Origin of the sequence: Demequina sp. (assembly GCF_024642165.1) — a bacterium.
Lineage (GTDB): Bacteria > Actinomycetota > Actinomycetes > Actinomycetales > Demequinaceae > Demequina.
On the sequence record NZ_JAHEBP010000003.1, the window covers coordinates 27,380 to 44,977 of the forward strand.

General features: G+C 71.5%; 20 protein-coding genes. 13 read left to right on the top strand and 7 right to left on the bottom strand.

The window, feature by feature from the left end; all coding sequences use genetic code 11:
- Positions 1 to 696: a CoA transferase subunit A gene (locus tag Q0L54_RS00685; protein WP_296664575.1), complete on the bottom strand. Its 696-nt coding sequence runs from the start codon at positions 694 to 696 to the stop codon at positions 1 to 3.
- 138 nt (positions 697 to 834) lie between these two features.
- On the opposite strand from Q0L54_RS00685, the gene Q0L54_RS00690 reads away from it, so the two are divergent.
- From Q0L54_RS00690 to Q0L54_RS00700, 3 genes are all read left to right on the top strand, one after another.
- Positions 835 to 1,617, top strand: coding sequence for an IclR family transcriptional regulator (locus Q0L54_RS00690; RefSeq protein WP_296664577.1), 783 nt, complete (start codon positions 835 to 837; stop codon positions 1,615 to 1,617).
- Positions 1,618 to 1,698: 81 nt separating this feature from the next.
- Positions 1,699 to 2,433, top strand: a complete 735-nt coding sequence (locus Q0L54_RS00695) for an SDR family NAD(P)-dependent oxidoreductase (protein ID WP_296664579.1) — start codon at positions 1,699 to 1,701, stop codon at positions 2,431 to 2,433.
- Positions 2,434 to 2,755: 322 nt separating this feature from the next.
- Positions 2,756 to 3,703 carry an FKBP-type peptidyl-prolyl cis-trans isomerase gene (locus Q0L54_RS00700; protein WP_296664581.1) on the top strand — a complete coding sequence of 316 codons (948 nt, stop codon included), beginning with the start codon at positions 2,756 to 2,758 and terminating at the stop codon, positions 3,701 to 3,703.
- A 90-nt stretch (positions 3,704 to 3,793) separates the two neighbouring features.
- On the opposite strand, the gene Q0L54_RS00705 is transcribed toward Q0L54_RS00700, so the two are convergent.
- Positions 3,794 to 4,987: an AI-2E family transporter gene (locus Q0L54_RS00705; protein WP_296664583.1), complete on the bottom strand. Its 1,194-nt coding sequence runs from the start codon at positions 4,985 to 4,987 to the stop codon at positions 3,794 to 3,796.
- A gap of 2 nt (positions 4,988 to 4,989) precedes the next feature.
- Positions 4,990 to 5,583, bottom strand: coding sequence for an HdeD family acid-resistance protein (locus tag Q0L54_RS00710; RefSeq protein ID WP_296664585.1), 594 nt, complete (start codon positions 5,581 to 5,583; stop codon positions 4,990 to 4,992).
- Between the two features lie 136 nt (positions 5,584 to 5,719).
- On the opposite strand from Q0L54_RS00710, the gene Q0L54_RS00715 reads away from it, so the two are divergent.
- Entirely contained in the window at positions 5,720 to 6,508 is a 789-nt protein-coding gene (locus Q0L54_RS00715) for a transglutaminase family protein (RefSeq protein ID WP_296664587.1), read from the top strand.
- 31 nt (positions 6,509 to 6,539) lie between these two features.
- Here the strand turns inward: Q0L54_RS00715 and Q0L54_RS00720 are convergent, their stop codons facing one another.
- Positions 6,540 to 7,577, bottom strand: coding sequence for an ornithine cyclodeaminase (locus Q0L54_RS00720; protein ID WP_296664588.1), 1,038 nt, complete (start codon positions 7,575 to 7,577; stop codon positions 6,540 to 6,542).
- On the bottom strand, positions 7,577 to 8,458 hold the full coding sequence (gene ddaH, locus Q0L54_RS00725) for a dimethylargininase (RefSeq protein ID WP_296664590.1): 882 nt from the start codon (positions 8,456 to 8,458) through the stop codon (positions 7,577 to 7,579). The genes Q0L54_RS00720 and ddaH overlap by 1 nt, the downstream gene beginning before the upstream one ends.
- Positions 8,459 to 8,579: 121 nt before the next feature.
- Here ddaH and Q0L54_RS00730 point away from each other — a divergent pair, with 121 nt between their 5' ends.
- On the top strand, positions 8,580 to 9,017 hold the full coding sequence (locus Q0L54_RS00730) for an Lrp/AsnC family transcriptional regulator (RefSeq protein WP_296664611.1): 438 nt from the start codon (positions 8,580 to 8,582) through the stop codon (positions 9,015 to 9,017).
- Position 9,018: 1 nt separating this feature from the next.
- On the opposite strand, the gene Q0L54_RS00735 is transcribed toward Q0L54_RS00730, so the two are convergent.
- Entirely contained in the window at positions 9,019 to 10,536 is a 1,518-nt protein-coding gene (locus tag Q0L54_RS00735; protein WP_296664591.1) for a phospholipid carrier-dependent glycosyltransferase, read from the bottom strand.
- A gap of 62 nt (positions 10,537 to 10,598) precedes the next feature.
- Between Q0L54_RS00735 and rsmI the strand changes: the two genes are divergently transcribed.
- A complete protein-coding gene (gene rsmI / locus Q0L54_RS00740; protein ID WP_296664593.1) occupies positions 10,599 to 11,438 on the top strand; it encodes a 16S rRNA (cytidine(1402)-2'-O)-methyltransferase in 840 nt (279 codons plus the stop codon).
- Positions 11,435 to 11,575 (top strand): hypothetical protein, encoded by a 141-nt coding sequence (locus Q0L54_RS00745; RefSeq protein ID WP_296664594.1) that lies wholly within the window; start codon positions 11,435 to 11,437, stop codon positions 11,573 to 11,575. The genes rsmI and Q0L54_RS00745 overlap by 4 nt, the downstream gene beginning before the upstream one ends.
- Here the strand turns inward: Q0L54_RS00745 and Q0L54_RS00750 are convergent.
- A complete protein-coding gene (locus Q0L54_RS00750; RefSeq protein ID WP_296664596.1) occupies positions 11,572 to 11,739 on the bottom strand; it encodes a hypothetical protein in 168 nt (55 codons plus the stop codon). The genes Q0L54_RS00745 and Q0L54_RS00750 overlap by 4 nt on opposite strands.
- Between Q0L54_RS00750 and Q0L54_RS00755 the strand changes: the two genes are divergently transcribed.
- The 6 genes from Q0L54_RS00755 to Q0L54_RS00780 form a co-directional block, all read left to right on the top strand.
- Positions 11,729 to 12,280, top strand: coding sequence for a M15 family metallopeptidase (locus Q0L54_RS00755; protein ID WP_296664598.1), 552 nt, complete (start codon positions 11,729 to 11,731; stop codon positions 12,278 to 12,280). The genes Q0L54_RS00750 and Q0L54_RS00755 overlap by 11 nt on opposite strands.
- A gap of 103 nt (positions 12,281 to 12,383) precedes the next feature.
- On the top strand, positions 12,384 to 14,168 hold the full coding sequence (metG, locus tag Q0L54_RS00760; RefSeq protein ID WP_296664600.1) for a methionine--tRNA ligase: 1,785 nt from the start codon (positions 12,384 to 12,386) through the stop codon (positions 14,166 to 14,168).
- Between the two features lie 3 nt (positions 14,169 to 14,171).
- A complete protein-coding gene (locus tag Q0L54_RS00765; RefSeq protein ID WP_296664602.1) occupies positions 14,172 to 15,020 on the top strand; it encodes a TatD family hydrolase in 849 nt (282 codons plus the stop codon).
- Between the two features lie 124 nt (positions 15,021 to 15,144).
- Positions 15,145 to 15,948, top strand: a complete 804-nt coding sequence (locus Q0L54_RS00770; RefSeq protein WP_296664604.1) for a G5 domain-containing protein — start codon at positions 15,145 to 15,147, stop codon at positions 15,946 to 15,948.
- Between the two features lie 68 nt (positions 15,949 to 16,016).
- A complete protein-coding gene (rsmA, locus tag Q0L54_RS00775; RefSeq protein ID WP_296664606.1) occupies positions 16,017 to 16,811 on the top strand; it encodes a 16S rRNA (adenine(1518)-N(6)/adenine(1519)-N(6))-dimethyltransferase RsmA in 795 nt (264 codons plus the stop codon).
- The coding region (locus Q0L54_RS00780; RefSeq protein ID WP_296664607.1) for a 4-(cytidine 5'-diphospho)-2-C-methyl-D-erythritol kinase at positions 16,808 to 17,598 on the top strand (791 nt) is incomplete at its 3' end. The genes rsmA and Q0L54_RS00780, both read left to right, overlap by 4 nt.

Genomic DNA, 17,598 nt, shown 5'->3' on the forward strand with positions numbered 1-17,598 from the left:
TCAGGCCTCCCTGGTGGTGCGCTGCTCGATGTCCTTGACGCGCGGGGTCGACCGCACCACGCGCTGGACGAAGATGCCGGGGGTCTCCACGGTGTCCGGGTCCAGCGGGTGCGGGTCCACCTGGTCCGACTCCGCGATGGTGACCCGCCCCGACATCGCCGCCAGCGGGTTGAAGTTGCGGGCCGTGAAGCGGTACCGCAGGTTGCCCGCGGTGTCCGCGCGATGCGCCTTGACCAGCGCCACGTCCGCGACGATCCCGCGCTCGAGCACGTGCTCGACGCCGTCGAACATGGCGGTGGGCTTGCCCTCGGCCACGGGCGTGCCCACTCCGGTGCGGGTGTAGAAGCCGGCGATGCCGGCGCCGCCCGCGCGCATTCGCTCCGCGAGCGTGCCCTGCGGCGCGAACTCGACCTCCAAGTCGCCCGCGAGGTACTGCTCGGCGAACAGCCGGTTCTCGCCCACGTACGAGGCGACCACCTTGCTCACCTGCCCACTCTCGAGGAGGATGCCCAGGCCCTTGCCGTCGACGCCCATGTTGTTGCTCACGATGGTGAGACCGCGCACGCCCGTGTCGCGGAGCGCCTCGATGAGGTCCGTGGGATTCCCGCTGAGGCCGAACCCGCCCACCGCGATGATCTGACCGTCCCTCACCACATCCCCGAGCGCCTCCGCGGCGCTCGCATGCAGCTTGCCCATGGTGCCTCCGACCCCGTTGTCTGACCACATCGTGGATAGGGATGACGGTAGGCGGGGAGCACGATTCGGGTCAACGAACGTGCAGCATGTGGCCGATGCGCCCTAGAGTGACCATATAGTGGACAGTTGGGAGGGTCGATGGCGGAGCAGGGTGCGCAGGTGGTCGCCCGCATCGGCGCCGTGCTACGGGCGCTGAGCGCCCAATCCGGCAGGCCGGTCCCGACGGCCCGCCTGGCGACCCTGGCCGGGCTCACCCGGCCCACCGCGCATCGTCTGCTCACCGCGCTCGCCGCGGAGGGGCTGGTGGACCGCGACGCGTCGCGCGGAGGCTGGGTGCTGGGGCCCGAGACGTACGTGCTGGGTGCGGTGGCCGCGGACCGCTACGACATCACGGCGTTGGCGGCCGATGCGGTCCGCGAGGTCGCGAGCGCCACGGGGGAGAGTGCCTTCCTCTCGGCGCGCCGGGGTGACGAGACGGTCTGCCTGCTGCGCCAGGAGGGCTCCTTCCCGCTCCGCTCACACGTGCTCTACGAGGGCATTCGCTTCCCCCTGGGCGTCGCCTCCGCCGGGCTCGCGATCCTCGCGATGCTTCCCGACGGCGAGCGCGAGGCATACCTGGCGCGCACGGACCTGGTCCCCGCGTGGGGTCCGTCCCACGGCGCGGCGGCGGTGCGCGCGCGGCTCACTGCCGGTCGCACCGCCGGCTACGTGGTGAACCCGGGCCTGCTGGTCGAGGGCAGCTGGGGGATGGGCGCCGCGATCTTCGACGCGGCGGGCAGGCCCGCCTGGGCGCTGTCCGCGACGGGGGTCGAGTCGCGGTTCGGCCCCGACCGCCAGGCGGAGATCGGGCGCGTGCTGCTCGAGCAGGCGCACGTGGTGACGCAGCGCGTGACGGCGCGCGCCCGCCGGCGCTCGGGCTGAGCGGTCCGGGGCCGCACTCGAATGCGGCATGCTGGGCGATGGGCCACGCGCGGCGCGCGGCCCGGCGGAAGGGTGGCGGGCATGTCTCAGCGCACGGCGGTCGTGACCGGAGCCAGCAGCGGGATCGGCGCCGCGAGCGCGCGCGCCCTCGCCGCCGACGGCTGGCATGTGGTGCTGGGCGCGCGGCGCGTCGACCGCCTCGAGGCGCTCGCCGCGGAGATCGGCGGCACCGCCCTCTTCCTCGACGTGACGGACCAGGCCTCCGTCGACGCGTTCTGCGACGCGGTCGAGACCTGCGACCTGCTGGTCAACAACGCGGGCGGCGCGCTGGGCGCCACGTCGATCGCCGACGCGGACGTCGACGAGTGGCAGCGCATGTACGACATGAACGTGCTGGGCACCCTGCGCGTGACCAAGGCGCTGCTGTCCAAGCTGGTCGAGTCCGGCGCGGGACAGGTCATCACCATCGGATCGATCGCCGCGCACGAGCCGTACAAGGGCGGCGGCGGGTACAACGCCGCCAAGCATGCCGAGGCGGCGCTCACACGCGTCCTGCGCCTCGAGCTACTCGACCGCCCGCTGCGGGTGTGCGAGATCGACCCCGGCATGGTGGAGACCGAGTTCTCGCTGGTGAGGTTCGGCGGCGACGCGGACCGCGCCTCTCAGGTGTACAAGGGCCTCACGCCGCTCACGGCCGACGACATCGCGGAGACGGTGCGATGGGTCGCCGCGCGCCCCGCACACGTGAACGTCGACACCATCACCATCTTTCCCCAGGCTCAGGCCTCCGCCGCGGTCGCCCACCGCACGTCCTGAACCCCTCGTCGCGGACACCTCGCCACACGCCGGGGCGCCGCATCGTCCCGATCCGGGCATCTACCGCGCATCGCCCCTGGTCCGCGGTGGAGCAGTGCAGTTTTCGTGTGGAGGGGTGCACGCGGGACGAGTCCGGCGGGACGATGCGGGAGTCCGGCGGGCGCCGGGGTACCCTGGTCGCGCGCTCGCGCGCCCGCATCACAGGTTCGTAAGAATTCGTGTCACACGGGAACCAACGCGCGTGCTCGTCGGTTACCGGGGCGAACCCGCGTGACGCGACGCAACTGCCGCGACGACAGCGGACCACCCTCCGAGGAGATCCATGAAGAAGAACGTGCTCACCGCGACCGTGCTCGGCACGCTCGCCGTGCTGGCCCTCACGGCGTGCAGCGCGTCGTCCGGTTCCGAGCCCAGCGCCTCGCCGTCGGCTACGACCGGCACCGTGATGTCCGCCGCCGATCTCGCCGCGCTCGAGACCATCGAGTGGACCGAGACCGATGACGTTCCCACGCTCACCTTCGAGTCGCCCTTCACCGTGACGGGGATCGCGACGCGCGTGATCGCCGACGGTGACGGCGCGACCATCGAGGACGGTCAGAACGTTTCGCTGCAGTACGTGGTCTACAACGGCACCGACGCCTCGGTGATCTTCTCCACCTGGGAGACGGACACGCCGGAGGTGGTCAACCTGACCAGCGGCCAGGTGGTGCAGGACCTCTACGACGCGCTCGTGGGCAACAAGGTGGGCACCGACCTCCTGTACGTGTACCCCGACACCTCGACGGAGGACGGCAGCGCCGTGATCATGGCGGTCACCGTCGTCGATGCGGTCACCCCGCTCGGTCGCGCCGAGGGCACGGCCGTCGATCCGATCGACGGTCTGCCATCGATCACCCTCGACGACTCGGGCAAGCCCGCCATCGACTTCTCCACGGCCGGCGACGTGCCCACGGACCTGGTGGTGCAGCCGCTCATCGAGGGCGACGGCGCAGCGATCGCCGTGGACGACCAGGTGACTGTGCACTACACCGGGTGGCTGTGGGACGGGGAGCAGTTCGACTCGTCCTGGGACCGCGGCGTGCCGGCGAACTTCCCGCTGTCCACGGGGTCCCTCATCGACGGCTGGGTGCAGGGCCTCGACGGCCAGACCGTGGGCAGCCAGGTGATGCTCGTGGTGCCGCCGGAGCTCGCCTACGGCGACGTCGACCAGGACACGATCCCCGCGAACTCCACCCTGGTGTTCGTGATCGACATCCTCTCGGCGAGCTAGCGCTCGCGCCCCGCCAATGACGATGGCCCCGGCGGTTGCCGGGGCCATCGTCGTTGTGCCGCGCGCCGGTTGGCGACTCTCAGCGGACCGTCATGACGTCTCGGGCTCGACCGAGACCTCGTCGTCCTCGTCGTGATAGGCCACCACATCGTACGTACGGCCAGAGTTCTTGATGATCGAGGTGATGAGCGCGGCCACCGGGAGCGCCATGAACGCCCCGATCGGACCCGCGATCGCACCTCCGGCCATGGCGCCGCCGAACGCGACCGCTCCGTTGAGCTCCATGGTGTGAGAGCTGAACCGGGGGCTCAGCCAGTAGTTCTCGATCTGCTGGTAGACCACCACCCACGCGAGCAGGATGATCCCGGGCAACAGGCCCTGAACGACCAGCGTGATGAGGATCGGCAGTGCCGCGCCCAGGTAGGTGCCGATGAACGGGATGAATACGGACACGAACCCCATGAAGACGCCCAGCGGCAGCGCGTAGACGAGCGGCAGGCCCACCAGCACCATGACCACGAATCCGGAGCCGCCGCAGGTCACCATGAGCAACAGCCGAGAGTAGAAGTAGCCGCCGGTCTGCCGGATCGACTCGTCGGCGACCCAACCGAACACGCGCTGGCGCTCCGGAGGCATGCGCGACATGAACGCTCGCATGATCTTGGGCCAGCTCGCCGCGATGTAGAACGAGAACATCGCGATGGTGAACATGTCGAACACGAGGCCGAGACCCGAGGTGACCAGGCCCAGGGCCTCGTCGCCCCACGTGGCGATCGCCTGGGCGAGGTTGCTGGTGCCGTCCGCTGCCGTCTCGGTGTCGATGGGCAGGCCCAGCGCGTCCTGGCTCCACTCGTGGAGATCGGAGAACCAGCCCGGCAAGGAGTCCTGCACTGTCTGGGCAAAGCGGACGATGCCGGGGATCAGCACGGCCACCATGAAGGTGATCGCGAGCACGCCTCCCAGGTAGATCACGCCCACCGCGGCGCCACGCTTCATCTTGTAGCGGCGATGCAGCGAGTTGACGCCCGGGATCATCGCGAGTGCGAGGAAGGTGGCGACCACCAGGAGTCCGAGCAGGTGACGGGCCTGATAAGCCGCCCACAGCCCCACCGCGACCAGCATTCCGATCCACACCGCGCGCCACAACGACCTCTTGACGAGCGCGTCGAGCCATCGGGGGTCGGGCTCGTCGGCCCGGCGCAGCGCGTCGATGGTCGCCGCACGGGCGACCTCCTCCGGAACGGCGTCCGCGCCGTCGCTGGCGGCGGGAGTCATCTCGGACATGTCTAGGCCTCAACCACTCCGCGTCCGAAGGTGAACGCCCGTACCAGTCCCACCACGCCAAGAATGACGAAGACGATCGCGTTGAGGAGCACGAAGAAGGCGGCGGAGACGCCGGGCGCGGAGATCACGAACACGCCCGCGACGATGCCGATGATCCCGTACGTGATGGCCCAGCCACGCGAGGCGGCCTTCCCGGACTCGACCAGGGCCATGATGCCGTCGATGATCCAGCCGATCCCGATCGCGATCGCCATGATGACCAGCAGGATGGCCGTCGAGGCCTCGAGGTTGCGCAGCAAGACCACGCCCGCCAGCAGCATGAACAGCCCGAAGATGATGGTCAGCGTGCGCAGGCCGCCCGACAGCGCCGAGCCGAAGATGCCCACCGCGATGCGGACCACTCCCGCGATGGCGAAGTAGATCCCTACCAGCGCCGCGCCCACCACCAGGGTGCGGCCGGGCCACACCAGCAGCGCGATTCCTATCGCGAGCGCGAGCGCGCCCAGCACGCCGAAGACGATGCGGATGGCGGAGATCGCGCTCCTGGTCATCTCGCGCTCGTCCAAATCGAATCCGAGCGTCCTTGTGGCTTCCATGTCTCCTCCTGAGATCGCGCCGCAGCGGTGCGGACACGCCCAAACTAGCGCCGCGCGGGGGCGCGACGTGACACCCACGCCACGGAGCACCGTTCCTGGGCGAACCGATCCCGCGCCGGGTGCGAAGATTCACCCTATGAAGCGAGAGATCCGCAGCTCGATGGAGCTCCAGGCGACGGGTTCGGCGCGACTGATCCTCGCGATCGCCGCGGTCGACGGCGCGAGGGACGAGACCCTCGTGGTCGAGCAGGACGGGCGGGCGCTGGATGCGCGCGAGTTGAGCGACGGGCACGGCACGCGTCTCCACGAGGTCGACGTCGAGCGAGGCGCCGTGACGGTCCGGTATCGCGCCACCGTCGTGGGCCGTTCGGCTCCCGTCGCTGTCGACGAGCTCGACGCGATCGCGTATCTGCGCCCGAGCCGCTACTGCGAGTCCGACACGCTCACGCCCATGGCCGTCGAGGAGTTCAGCGGTCTGTCCGGCTGGAACCTGGTGGACGGCGTGTCCAGTTGGGTGGGCACCCACCTGATGTATCAGCTGGGATCGAGCGGCCCCACGGACGGCGCCACGGCGACGATGCTGGCACGCCGGGGAGTGTGCCGCGACTTCGCCCACCTGGTGGTGGCGTTGCTGCGCGCCATGGACGTCCCGGCCCGGGTGGTCGCGGTGTACGCGCCGGGTCTGGACCCGATGGACTTCCACGCCGTCGCCGAGGTGCTGCTCGACGGCGAGTGGTGGGTGGTGGACGCGACCAGCCTCGCGCCGCGCCGGTCGATGGTGCGCATCGCGACCGGTCGGGACGCCGCGGACACGGCCTTCCTCACCACCATCGGTGAGCCCGTCGACCTCGTGTCCCTGGAGGTGTTCGCGACGGTCGACGACCTCCCGGCGGACGATCCGCGGGTGCCGGAGCGTCTCGGCTGAGCAGAGCCGCCGAGCCGCTCCGGCCGGGGGGTCAGCGGGCCGCGGCGATCGCGGGCTGCGACGACACCAGGGAGAACAGGTCCTTGGGGTCCCCGGGGTCCGCGATGAGGTCGATCTCGGTCGCGTAGGAGGTCCCGCTCACGCGGTCGCGCACGAACCGCAGCGCGGTGAAGTCCTCGAGCGCGAATCCCACGGAGTCGAACAGCGTGATCTGATCGGGCGAGGTGCGCCCGCGAAGCTCGCCGGCGACCACCCGCCACAGCTCGGTGACCGGGTGGTCCGGTTCGACCTGCTGGATCTCGCCTTCGATCCTGGTCTGGGGCTCGTACTCGACGAAGATCTCGCTGCGGTCGAGGATGGCGGCGCTCAGCTCGGTCTTGCCGGGGCAGTCGCCGCCGATGGCGTTGAGGTGCATCCCGGGGCGCACCATGCCGTCCTCCAGGATGGTCGCGTAGGACTTGTCCGCGGTGCAGGTGGTGACGATGTCCGCGCCCTCCAGCGCGTCCGCGGCGGACGATGCGCGGTAGAGGTCGAGTCCCAGCGCGGCCGCGTTGCGCTCGAGCTTGTCGAGCGCGGCCGGATCCGTGTCCCACGCGCGCACCGTCTCGATGCCCATGATGGCGCGCATGCCGAGCGCCTGGAACTCGGCCTGGCTGCCCGCGCCGACGAGCGCGAGCACGCGCGAGTCGGGCCGCGCGAGGTGGCGCGCGGCCATCGCCGAGGTGGCGGCGGTGCGCAGCGCGGTGAGGATCGACATCTCCGACATCAGCACGGGGTACCCCGACGCCACGTCCGCGAGCACGCCGAACGCCGTCACGGTCTGCAGGCCCTGCGCGGGGTTGCCCGGATGGCCGTTCACATACTTGAACGCGTACGTCTCGGCGTCCGCCGTGGGCATCAGCTCGATGACGCCCACAGGTGAGTGCGACGCGATGCGGGCGATCTTCTCGAACTCGGGCCACCGTGTGAAGTCGGCCTCGAGATACGGAACCAGGTCCCGGATGAGCGCCTCGGCGCCCTCGGAGGCGACCCACTCGCGCATGTGGCGGACGTCGACGAACTGGACCATCAGATCTCCTCGGCGTGGATGTTCGGCTGGGCGGCGCCCCTCAGCTCGAGGGTGCAGCACTTGACGCCGCCGCCTCCCAGCAGCAGCTCGGACAGGTCCACGCCCACCGGCACGTACCCGTGCTCCCGCAACTGCGCGTGGAAGGCATGGGCGCGGGAGGCGGTCACCACGTGGAGGCCGTCGGAGACGGCGTTGAGCCCGAACGCAGCCGCGTCCGCCTCCGAGACCAGGATCGCGTCCGGGTAGCGGCGCTCCAGCTCCGCCCGCGAGGCGTCGTCGAAGGCGCTGGGGAGATACGCGATGTGCTCGCGCCCGCCGCGGTGATCGAGCACGGCCAGGGCGGTGTCGAGGTGGTAGTACTCCGGGCGCACCAGCCGCAGGCTGACCACCTCGAGGCCGGTGACCTGGGCGACCTCGGCGTGCGACGCATCGTCCGATCGGAAGCCGTGCCCCGCGAGGACCGTGCGTCCCACGAGCAGGAAGTCGCCCTCGCCCTCGTTGATCTGCGTGGCCTCGACCACGCGGAGCCCCTGGGAGCGGAACCATCGCGCGTACGCCGGGCCCTCGGGGCCGCGCTGCGGGTGCGCGAACATCGCCGTGTAGGCGGTGCCGTCGACCACGAATCCACCGTTGGCGGCGAACACCATGTCGGGCAGCCCGTCCACCGGGTCGATCCGGTGGACCGCGAAGCCAAGCCGCGCGTAGGTGTCGGCCAGCGCCTGCCACTGCGCCACGGCGCGCGCGGTATCCGTGGGGACCGCGGGGTCCATCCACGGGTTGATCGCGTACACGACGTCGAAGTGCTGTGGCCGGCACATGAGCACGGTGAGCGGCGTGGCGGTGCGGTCCCTGGTGGGTGCCGCGATGGCAGTCATCGTCATATGTATTCCTCCCCGTCTCGAGCATGACAGTGATTCCTTGACCTTTTCGTTCTCTTCGCGCGCGAAACATGCGAGAATCGGTGCGGAACTGCAAGTTGCGTGCGAAGGAGTGCACATGTCGCTGGATGGCCTCGATCGACGGATCATCGACGAACTCCGGCTCGACGGACGCGCGAGCTACGCCGAGATGGGGTCCACCATCGGGTTGTCGCCGTCCGCCGTGAAGCGTCGGGTGGACCGCATGGTCGCCGATGGCGTGATCCGCGGCTTCAGGGTGCGGCTGGACCCGGACGTCGACGGCGCCGGGACCGAGGCGTACGTCGAGCTGTTCTGCCGTGGGACGGTGGCGCCGGAGGAGCTGCGCCGGATCCTCGACTCGATCCCCAACGTGGTCGAGGCGTTCACGGTCACGGGCCAGGCCGATGCGATCGTGCGGCTGCGCGCCGGCACCATGCCCGACCTTGAGGTTGCGCTCGAGAAGGTGCGGCTCGCCCCGCAGGTCGACAAGACGCGCAGCGCGATCGTGCTCACGCGCCTGGTCCAGAGCCGCGAGAGCTGACCTAGACCCAGCTGGGCAGCCACATGTGCAGCTGCCAGTACCGGAACGGGATCGGGTCCCCGGTCCACAGTGGGATGAAGAAGCCGGAGACGATCAGGATCGCCGCGACCACGGACCCCGCCACCAGCACGCCCGTGCGTGACCACCCGCCGGCGAGCCGCTCGGGCTGTGCGATGCGGCGGAGCGCCCACACCAGCGTCAGCACCAAGAACGGCGCGAAGGCCACCGAGTAGAAGGTGAAGATGGTGCGGTACGCGTACGGCAGCCACGGCACCCACCCGGCGAGCACGCCCAGCGACACCGTGAGCGCGAGCACGTCGCGGCGGCGCACCACGCGCCACAGCGCCCACGCCAGAGCCGCCGTCGCGAGCCACCACAGCAGCGGGTTGCCCAGGGCGTGGATGGCGCTCACGCAGCGCTCGGCGCCGCACGATGCGTCGGGTGCGTCCTCGAAGAAGAAGGCCGTGGGGCGGTACTGGATCAGCCACGCCCACGGGTTTGACATGTAGTTGTGCTCGGTGGTGAGGCCCGTGTGGAAGTCCCACATCTGCCGGTGGTAGTGGAGCAGTGAGTTGAGGGCGTCGGGCAGCCAGGTGACGCCCTCGCCCGGGTGGTCCTGCGCCCAGAACCGGCCGTAAGAGCCGTCGGTGAGGAACCAGTTGGCCCACGTGCCCACGTAGATCGCCACCGTCACCACGATCGTGGTCAACCCGGCCGGCACCGCGCGCGCCAACGCGCCCACGTGCCACCTCAGGTAGCCGAGCCGGCGCCGATCGACGGCGTCCCAGAGGATGGACAGCAGCAGGAACGCGGCGGCGAAGTACAGGCCCGACCACTTGGTGGACGCGGCGAGCGCGAAGGCGACGATCGCCGCCAGGCGCCACCACCGGATCCCGGTGCGCGGGCCCATGCCCGGGAGCCGCGCCTCGTCATCCAGCCCGGCCGCGCGCCGCTCGTCGGCGGCACGCGCGGACAGGCGCGCCCACGTCGCGTCCCGGTCGACCAGCAGCAGCCCGAAGCCGAGCACCACGAAGAAGGTGAGGAAGCCGTCGAGCAGCGCGGTGCGCGACAGGACGATCGCCTGGCCGTCGACCGCGATGAGCACGCCCGCGACCGCGCCCCACGCGGTCGAGCGGAACAGTCGGCGCGCGATCACCGCCACCAGCACCGCGACGAAGGTGCCCAGCACGGCGCCCACGACTCGCCACCCGAACGGGTGGTTCCCGAACAGCTCGATGCCGACCGCGATGAGCAGCTTGCCCACCATCGGGTGGACCACGAAGTCGCCGTCGGTGGTGAGTCCGGAGACGTCGCCGGCGGCGAACGCCGCATCGTCGCCCGTCCAGTCGGCCTCGAACCCGAGCGCCGTGAGCGAGTATGCCCCCCGCGCGTAGAAGACCTCGTCGAACACGAGCGCCTGCGGGTGGGCCAGCGTCGCGAGGCGCAGCAGCCCGGCGAGAACGCCTACGCCCACCGCCATCAAGGTGGCGCGCCAGCGCCACAGCGTCGCGAGATTCACAGGCGAAGCCTAGCCGGGCACGGCCCGCCTGCCCGCAGCGCCGCGTGTGGGAAAGTGAGGGCATGACAGGCCGGATCGTGCTCGCCGCGACGCCCATCGGCAACGTCGGGGACGCATCGGACCGCCTCAGGCACGCGCTCGCGACCGCGGACGTGGTGGCCGCTGAGGACACGCGCCGCGTGCGCGACCTCGCGCATCGGCTCGGCCTGCGCATCACCGGCGAGATCGTCACCCACCACGACCACAACGAGGGCGAGCGCGCCGCGCAGCTGGTCGAGCGCGCGCGGGAGGGCGCGACCGTGCTGGTGGTGTCCGACGCGGGCATGCCCGCCGTCTCCGATCCGGGATTCCGGGTGGTCGAGGCCGCGGCCGCCGCCGGCGTCGACGTCACCGTGCTGCCCGGGCCCTCGGCGGCGCTCGCCGCGCTGGCGCTGTCGGGGCTGCCCACGGACAGGTTCGCTTTCGAGGGGTTCCTGCCGCGACGTTCCGGGGAGCGCGCCGCCCGGCTCGCCGGGCTCGCCACCGAGGAGCGCACCCTGGTCTTCTTCGAGGCCCCGCACCGCCTCGCCGCGACGCTGGTGGCGATGGCCGAGGCCTGGGGTGGCGACCGCGCCGCCGCGGTGTCCCGCGAGCTCACCAAGACCTACGAGGAGACCCGCCGCGGCACGCTCGCCCAGCTCGCCGAGTGGGCGGAGCAGTCCGAGCCGCGCGGCGAGATCGTGGTGACCGTCGCGGGGCGGCCCGCACAGGCGCCGGGCATGGCGGCCCTCGTGGGCGAGGTGCTCGACCGCGTGGAGGCCGGGGAGCGCGCCAAGGCCGCGGTGGCGGACGTGGCCGCGACCGCGGGGGTGCCCAGCCGCGAGCTTTACGCGGCGGTGCTGGCGGCACGGGGGCCTCGATGAGGGTCTCCCACGCCCCCGTCTATCGGCGGCGGCGCCGCGTGGCGGCGGCGCTCGCGGCCGCGATCGTGGGGTTGGGCCTGGGGATGCTCACCGCCGAGCTGTGGTGGCCGCGCGGGGCGTCGGAGGCCGCCGCCTAGACCCTCGCCGAGCGCACGCCGGCCGCGTCGGCCACCCTGGCGGTCGCATCGTCCCCGCCCACGACGGCGACCGCGTCCGCCGCCCCCGTCGCGTCGCCGAGCCCCGCGTTCGACACCGCCGCGCACAGTCTCACCGCGCCGGACTCCCCGTGGGTGGTGGTCAACAAGACCAGCCCGCTCGACCCCGCCGAGTACGCGCCGGATGACCTGGTGACGGTGACCGGCGTCCCCGGGGGAGCGACGATGCGCGAAGAGGCGGCGGCGGCGATGAGCGCGCTGCGCGCCGCGGCCGCCGAGGAGGGGGCGGGCTTCGCCATCTCGACGGCGTATCGCACGTACGGACAGCAGGCGGGTCTCTACCAGAGCTACGTGAACCGCTCCGGTCGGGAGCGTGCGGACCGCTACTCGGCCCGTCCCGGCTACTCCGAGCACCAGACCGGCCTCGCCGCGGACATCAACGGCGGCGGCTGCGACCTCGAGGCCTGCTTCGGCGACACCGCCGCGGGCATCTACGTGGCCGAGCACGCGTGGGAGCACGGCTACATCGTGCGGTACCCGGAGGGCAAGGAGGCGGTCACCGGGTACATCTACGAGCCGTGGCACCTGCGCTACGTGGGACCCGAGCTTGCCGCAGAGATGCATGAGCGCGGCATCGACACGCTCGAGGAGTTCTTCGGCCTGCCCGCCGCGCCCGACTACGCCTGACGGCGCGGGACGGCGCGGGACGGCGCGGGACCGCGCGCGCCGGCCGTTCGCCGGCTCGGGCGCCCACGTTCGGGGCTCCTCGCGCGTCACTAGGATGGTCGCCATGTCACGCATCCTTTCCGCCGTCGCCTGGCCGTACGCCAACGGCCCGCGCCATATCGGGCACGTCGCGGGGTTCGGCGTCCCGTCCGACGTGTTCAGCCGATACATGCGCCTGGCGGGCCACGACGTCCTCATGGTCTCGGGCACCGACGAGCACGGCACGCCGATCCTGGTGCAGGCCGAGGGCGAGGGCGTCTCGGCCCAGGAGCTCGCGGACCGCTACAACCGCGTGATCGTCGAGGACCTTGCCGCGCTGGGCCTCAGCTATGACCTCTTCACCCGGACCACCACCGGCAACCACTACCAGGTGGCGCAGGCGATGTTCCGGGCGGTGCACGCGAACGGCTACATGATCGAGCAGACCACTCGCGGCGCGATCTCGCCCTCGACCGGCCGCACCCTGCCGGACCGCTACATCGAGGGCACGTGCCCCATCTGCGATTACGACGGCGCGCGCGGCGACCAGTGCGACAACTGCGGCAATCAGCTCGACGCGATCGACCTGCGCAACCCGCGCAGCCGCATCAACGGCGAGATCCCCGCGTTCGTGGAGACCGAGCACTTCTTCCTCGACCTGCCCGCCCTGGTGCAACCCCTCACCGACTGGCTGGGCGCGCGCCACGGCTGGCGACCCAACGTGCTCAACTTCTCCAAGAACCTGCTGGCGGACGTCCGGCCGCGGGCGATGACGCGGGACATCGACTGGGGTATCCCGGTGCCGCTCGATGGCTGGATCGAGAACCCCAACAAGCGCCTGTACGTGTGGTTCGACGCGGTGATCGGCTACCTCAGCGCCTCCATCGAGTGGGCGCGCCGTTCCGGCGACCCCGACGCGTGGCGCCTGTGGTGGAACGATCCGGAGGCGCTGTCGTACTACTTCATGGGCAAGGACAACATCACCTTCCACTCGCAGATCTGGCCGGGCGAGCTCATCGCCGCCAACGGGCGGGGTGCACGTGGCGGGCAGCTGAGCGAATTCGGCGACCTGCAACTGCCCACCGAGGTGGTCTCGAGCGAGTTCCTCACCATGGAGTCGAGCAAGTTCAGCTCCTCGCGCGGCCACGTCATCTATGTCCGGGACATGCTGTCGCGCTACCAGCCGGACGCGCTGCGCTACTTCATCGCCGTGGCCGGCCCGGAGACGTCGGACGCGGACTTCACGTGGGCGGAGTTCAAGCGCCGCACCAACGACGAACTGGTGGCCGGCTGGGGCAACCTGGTCAACCGCACCGCCACCCTGCTCCACAAGAACGTCGGTAGCGTGCCCCCGCTGGGCGAGCTCGAGGACGTCGATCGCGCCGCGCTCGCGGCGTCGGAGGCCGGGTTCGGGAATGTGGGCGGGCTGATCGGCGCCCAGCGTCAGCGCGCCGCGATCAGCGAGACGATGCGGGTGGTGGGCGACGCCAACAAGTACCTGGCGGAGACGGCGCCCTGGAAGCTCAAGAACGAGGACCCGGACCGCATGCGGACCGTGCTCGCGGTGGCGGCGCAGCTGGTCTCCGACGCGAACACGATGATCTCGCCGTTCCTGCCCCACAGCGCCCAGCAGGTGCATGAGGCGCTGGGCGGCACCGGGATACTCGCGCCCATGCCGCGTGTCGACGAGGTCGAGGACCTGGACCTGCCGGACCGTCGCTACCCGGTGATCCAGGGCGACTACGCGGGCGGCGCGTGGGCCCGCACCCCGCTGGTGGCGGGCACGCCCGTCCCCGCACCCTCACCGATCTTCACCAAGCTCGACGATCACGTGGTCGAGGACGAGCTCTCCCGGATGGCGGACGAGTAGCCGATGCGCGCGGGAGCGTGGCCGCCGGCACCCGAGCCGCTGCCCCGGCCGGTGGTGGACAACCACACCCACCTCGAACACCCCGCGGGGGAGCCCGAGCTGGCGGTCGAGCGGCGGCTCGCGGACGCCGCGCTCGCGGGCGTGGACCGCGTGGTGCAGATCGGGTGCGAGCTCGAGTCCGCACGCTGGACCGCCGCGGCCGTCGAGCGCTACCCCGCCATGCTCGGCGGCGTGGCGCTGCACCCCAACGAGGCCCCGCTCCACGCGGCGGGCACGCACCCCAGCGGGGTGGGGTACGAGGACGCGCTGGTCGAGATCGCCGCGCTCGCGCGCGGCGACCGCATCCGCGCCGTGGGGGAGACGGGGCTCGATGCCTATCGCACGGACGAATCGGGCCGGGCCGCGCAGGTGAGATCCTTCCGCGACCACATCGCGCTCGCGAAGGAGCTGGACCTGCCGTTGCAGATCCACGACCGCGACGCCCACGCCGAGGTGCTCGAGGTGTTGGAGCGCGACGGCGCGCCGGAGCGCACCGTCTTCCACTGCTTCTCCGGCGACGCCGCGATGGCCCGGCTGTGCGCCTACCGCGGCTACTACCTCAGCTTCGCCGGTACGGTCACGTTCAAGAACGCCGACGGGCTGCGCGCCGCGCTCGCCGTCACCCCCCTCGACCGGGTGCTGGTCGAGACCGACGCGCCGTACCTTGCACCGCACCCGCATCGGGGCGCGCCCAACGCTCCATACCTGGTCGCCGTGACGATGCGCACGGTCGCGAGCGTGCTGGAGGTCGGGTTGGAGGCCGCGTGCGACGCCGTTTCGGCGACATCCGAATCCCTGTACGGTCCCTGGTAGACCCGCCGATGGGGGCTTCCCGCAGGTCCCGGTTCGCGGTTGGGCTGGCGCAAACCGTTACCAATATGAGATAAATGACGGCAGACAACGCGGCTATCGATGTGCTGCGAACCGAGAGGACTATGTGAGCTACGGACGTACCAACCCCATGCCCGGAGGCCGCCGGGAGCGGCGCCAGCGGCGCGGCGCGAGGAATCGAATCCTGGCTCAGGTGGGCATCGCGGTCGCCGTCGGCTCCTTCGCGGTCGGCTCGATCGCTGCCGCCGCCGTGCCCGCGCTCGACGCGGGTCAGAGCCTCGCGACGTCTGCGGACATCGCGGCCCTTCCGGAGATCGCGACCGGCTCCGCGGACGCGGGGGTGGTCACCACCGAGACCGCCGAGGAGTCCCTCGAGCCCGGCTCGGTGAAGAAGGACGATCCCAACCTCGAGAAGGGCACCACCAAGGTGGTCACCGAGGGTGCTGCCGGCTCGCAGGTGGTCACGTACGACGTCACCTACGTGGGCGGCGTCGAGGTCTCTCGCGTCGAGACCCTCACCGTGACCGTGGAGCCCGCCACGGACGAGGTCATCGCCGTCGGCACCCGTACCGCACCCGCGGTGCCCGCCGTCTCGACGGTCTCTCCTGGCACCGCCCGCGCGATCGGCCAGCAGATGGCTGCGGACATGTACGGCTGGACGGGCGACCAGTGGTCCTGCCTTTCCGCGCTCTGGCAGCGCGAGTCCGGGTGGAACCCCAACGCGCACAACAGCTCGTCCGGCGCCCACGGCATCCCGCAGGCGCTTCCCGGCTCGAAGATGGCGACCGCCGGAGCCGACTGGGCCACCAACGCCGCCACGCAGATCAAGTGGGGCCTGGGCTACATCAAGGGCCGCTACGGCACCCCCTGCAACGCGTGGAACCACTCCGAGACCAAGGGCTGGTACTGACCCCGGTGGCTCGCCTCCTGGGGCCTACCGACATCCGTCACCTCGCACAGTCGCTCGACGCGGCTCCCATGAAGAAATGGGGCCAGAACTTCGTGGTCGACGCCGGCACCGTCCGGCGCATCGCGCGGATGTCTGCCGTGGGGCCGGGCGATCGGGTGGTCGAGGTGGGCCCGGGGCTCGGTTCCCTCACGCTCGCACTGCTGGAGACCGGCGCGGACGTCACCGCGGTGGAGATCGACCCAGTGCTGGCGGCTGCCCTGCCGGGCACGGTCGCTGAGCGGGCGCCCGAACACTCCGCACGGCTCGACGTCATCCAGGCGGACGCGCTCCATGTGGCCGAACTGCCCTCGGCGCCGCGCGCGCTGGTCGCGAATCTGCCGTACAACGTCTCCGTCCCGGTCATCCTGCACTTCCTGGAGACGTTCCCGTCGCTCGAGCGCGTGCTGGTGATGGTGCAGGCCGAGGTGGGCGCCCGCCTTGCCGCGCCGCCGGGGTCCCGCACCTATGGCATCCCGTCCGCGAAGGCCGCCTGGTACTGCTCGGTGCGGCACGCCGGCAACGTGGGCCGCGCGGTGTTCTGGCCCGTGCCCCGGGTGGACAGCTCGCTGGTCCTCATGGAACGGCGAGACCCCCCGGTCACCACCGCGTCCCGCGTCGAGGTGTTCGCTGTCATCGACGCGGCGTTCGCGCAGCGCCGCAAGGCCCTGCGCGGCGCGCTGGCGGGTGTCGCGGGCTCGCCCGCGCGGGCCGAGTCCGCGCTGCGCGACGCCGGCATCGAGCCCCTCACCCGCGGTGAGCAGCTGGCCGTCGGGGACTTCGCCCGGGTGGCGGAGTCCCTCGCCTCTGGCAGGCTGGGGACATGACCCGCACCGTCCGCGCGAAGGCGCCCGCGAAGGTGAACCTCCAACTCACCGTGGGTCCCGTGGGCGAGGACGGATACCACCCGCTGGTGACCGTGTTCCAGGCGGTGGACCTCTGGGAGCACGTCGAGGCGACGCCCCGCACGGACGGCACCATCTCGCTGCGCGTCGACGCGGCCGCGGGGGCACCGGTCGAGGCCGCGGGCGTGCCGCGCGACTCCACCAACCTGGCCTGGCGGGCCGCCGAGCTGCTCGCGCGCGAATACGGCATCGCGGACGGGGTCGACCTCCGCATCGTCAAGGCGGTGCCCGTGGCCGGTGGGATGGCCGGCGGCTCCGCCGACGCCGCGGCCGCGCTGGTCGCGTGCGCCGAGGCGTGGGACGTGGGCGCCACCCGCCGTGACCTCGCCCGCCTGGCCGCGCGTCTGGGCGCCGACGTCCCCTTCTGCCTTCACGGCCACACCGCCGTGGGCCTCGGCCGCGGCGACGAACTCACCCCCGCGATGTCGCACGGGCAGTTCCATTGGGTGTTCGCCACACAGTCGCAGGGCCTGTCGACGCCGGGCGTGTACGCAGAGCTCGACCGCCGCGTGTCCACCGGGGAGCAGGCGGCGTCGGACATGGCGATCGACGCGGGCGTGATGACCGCGCTCATGGCGGGGGATCCATTGATGCTGGGCGACGCGCTCACCAACGACCTCGAGGGTCCCGCGATCGCGCTGATGCCGCGACTCGAGCGGGTGCTCGACGCCGCGGAGGCCGCCGAGGCGTGCGCGGCGATAGTCTCCGG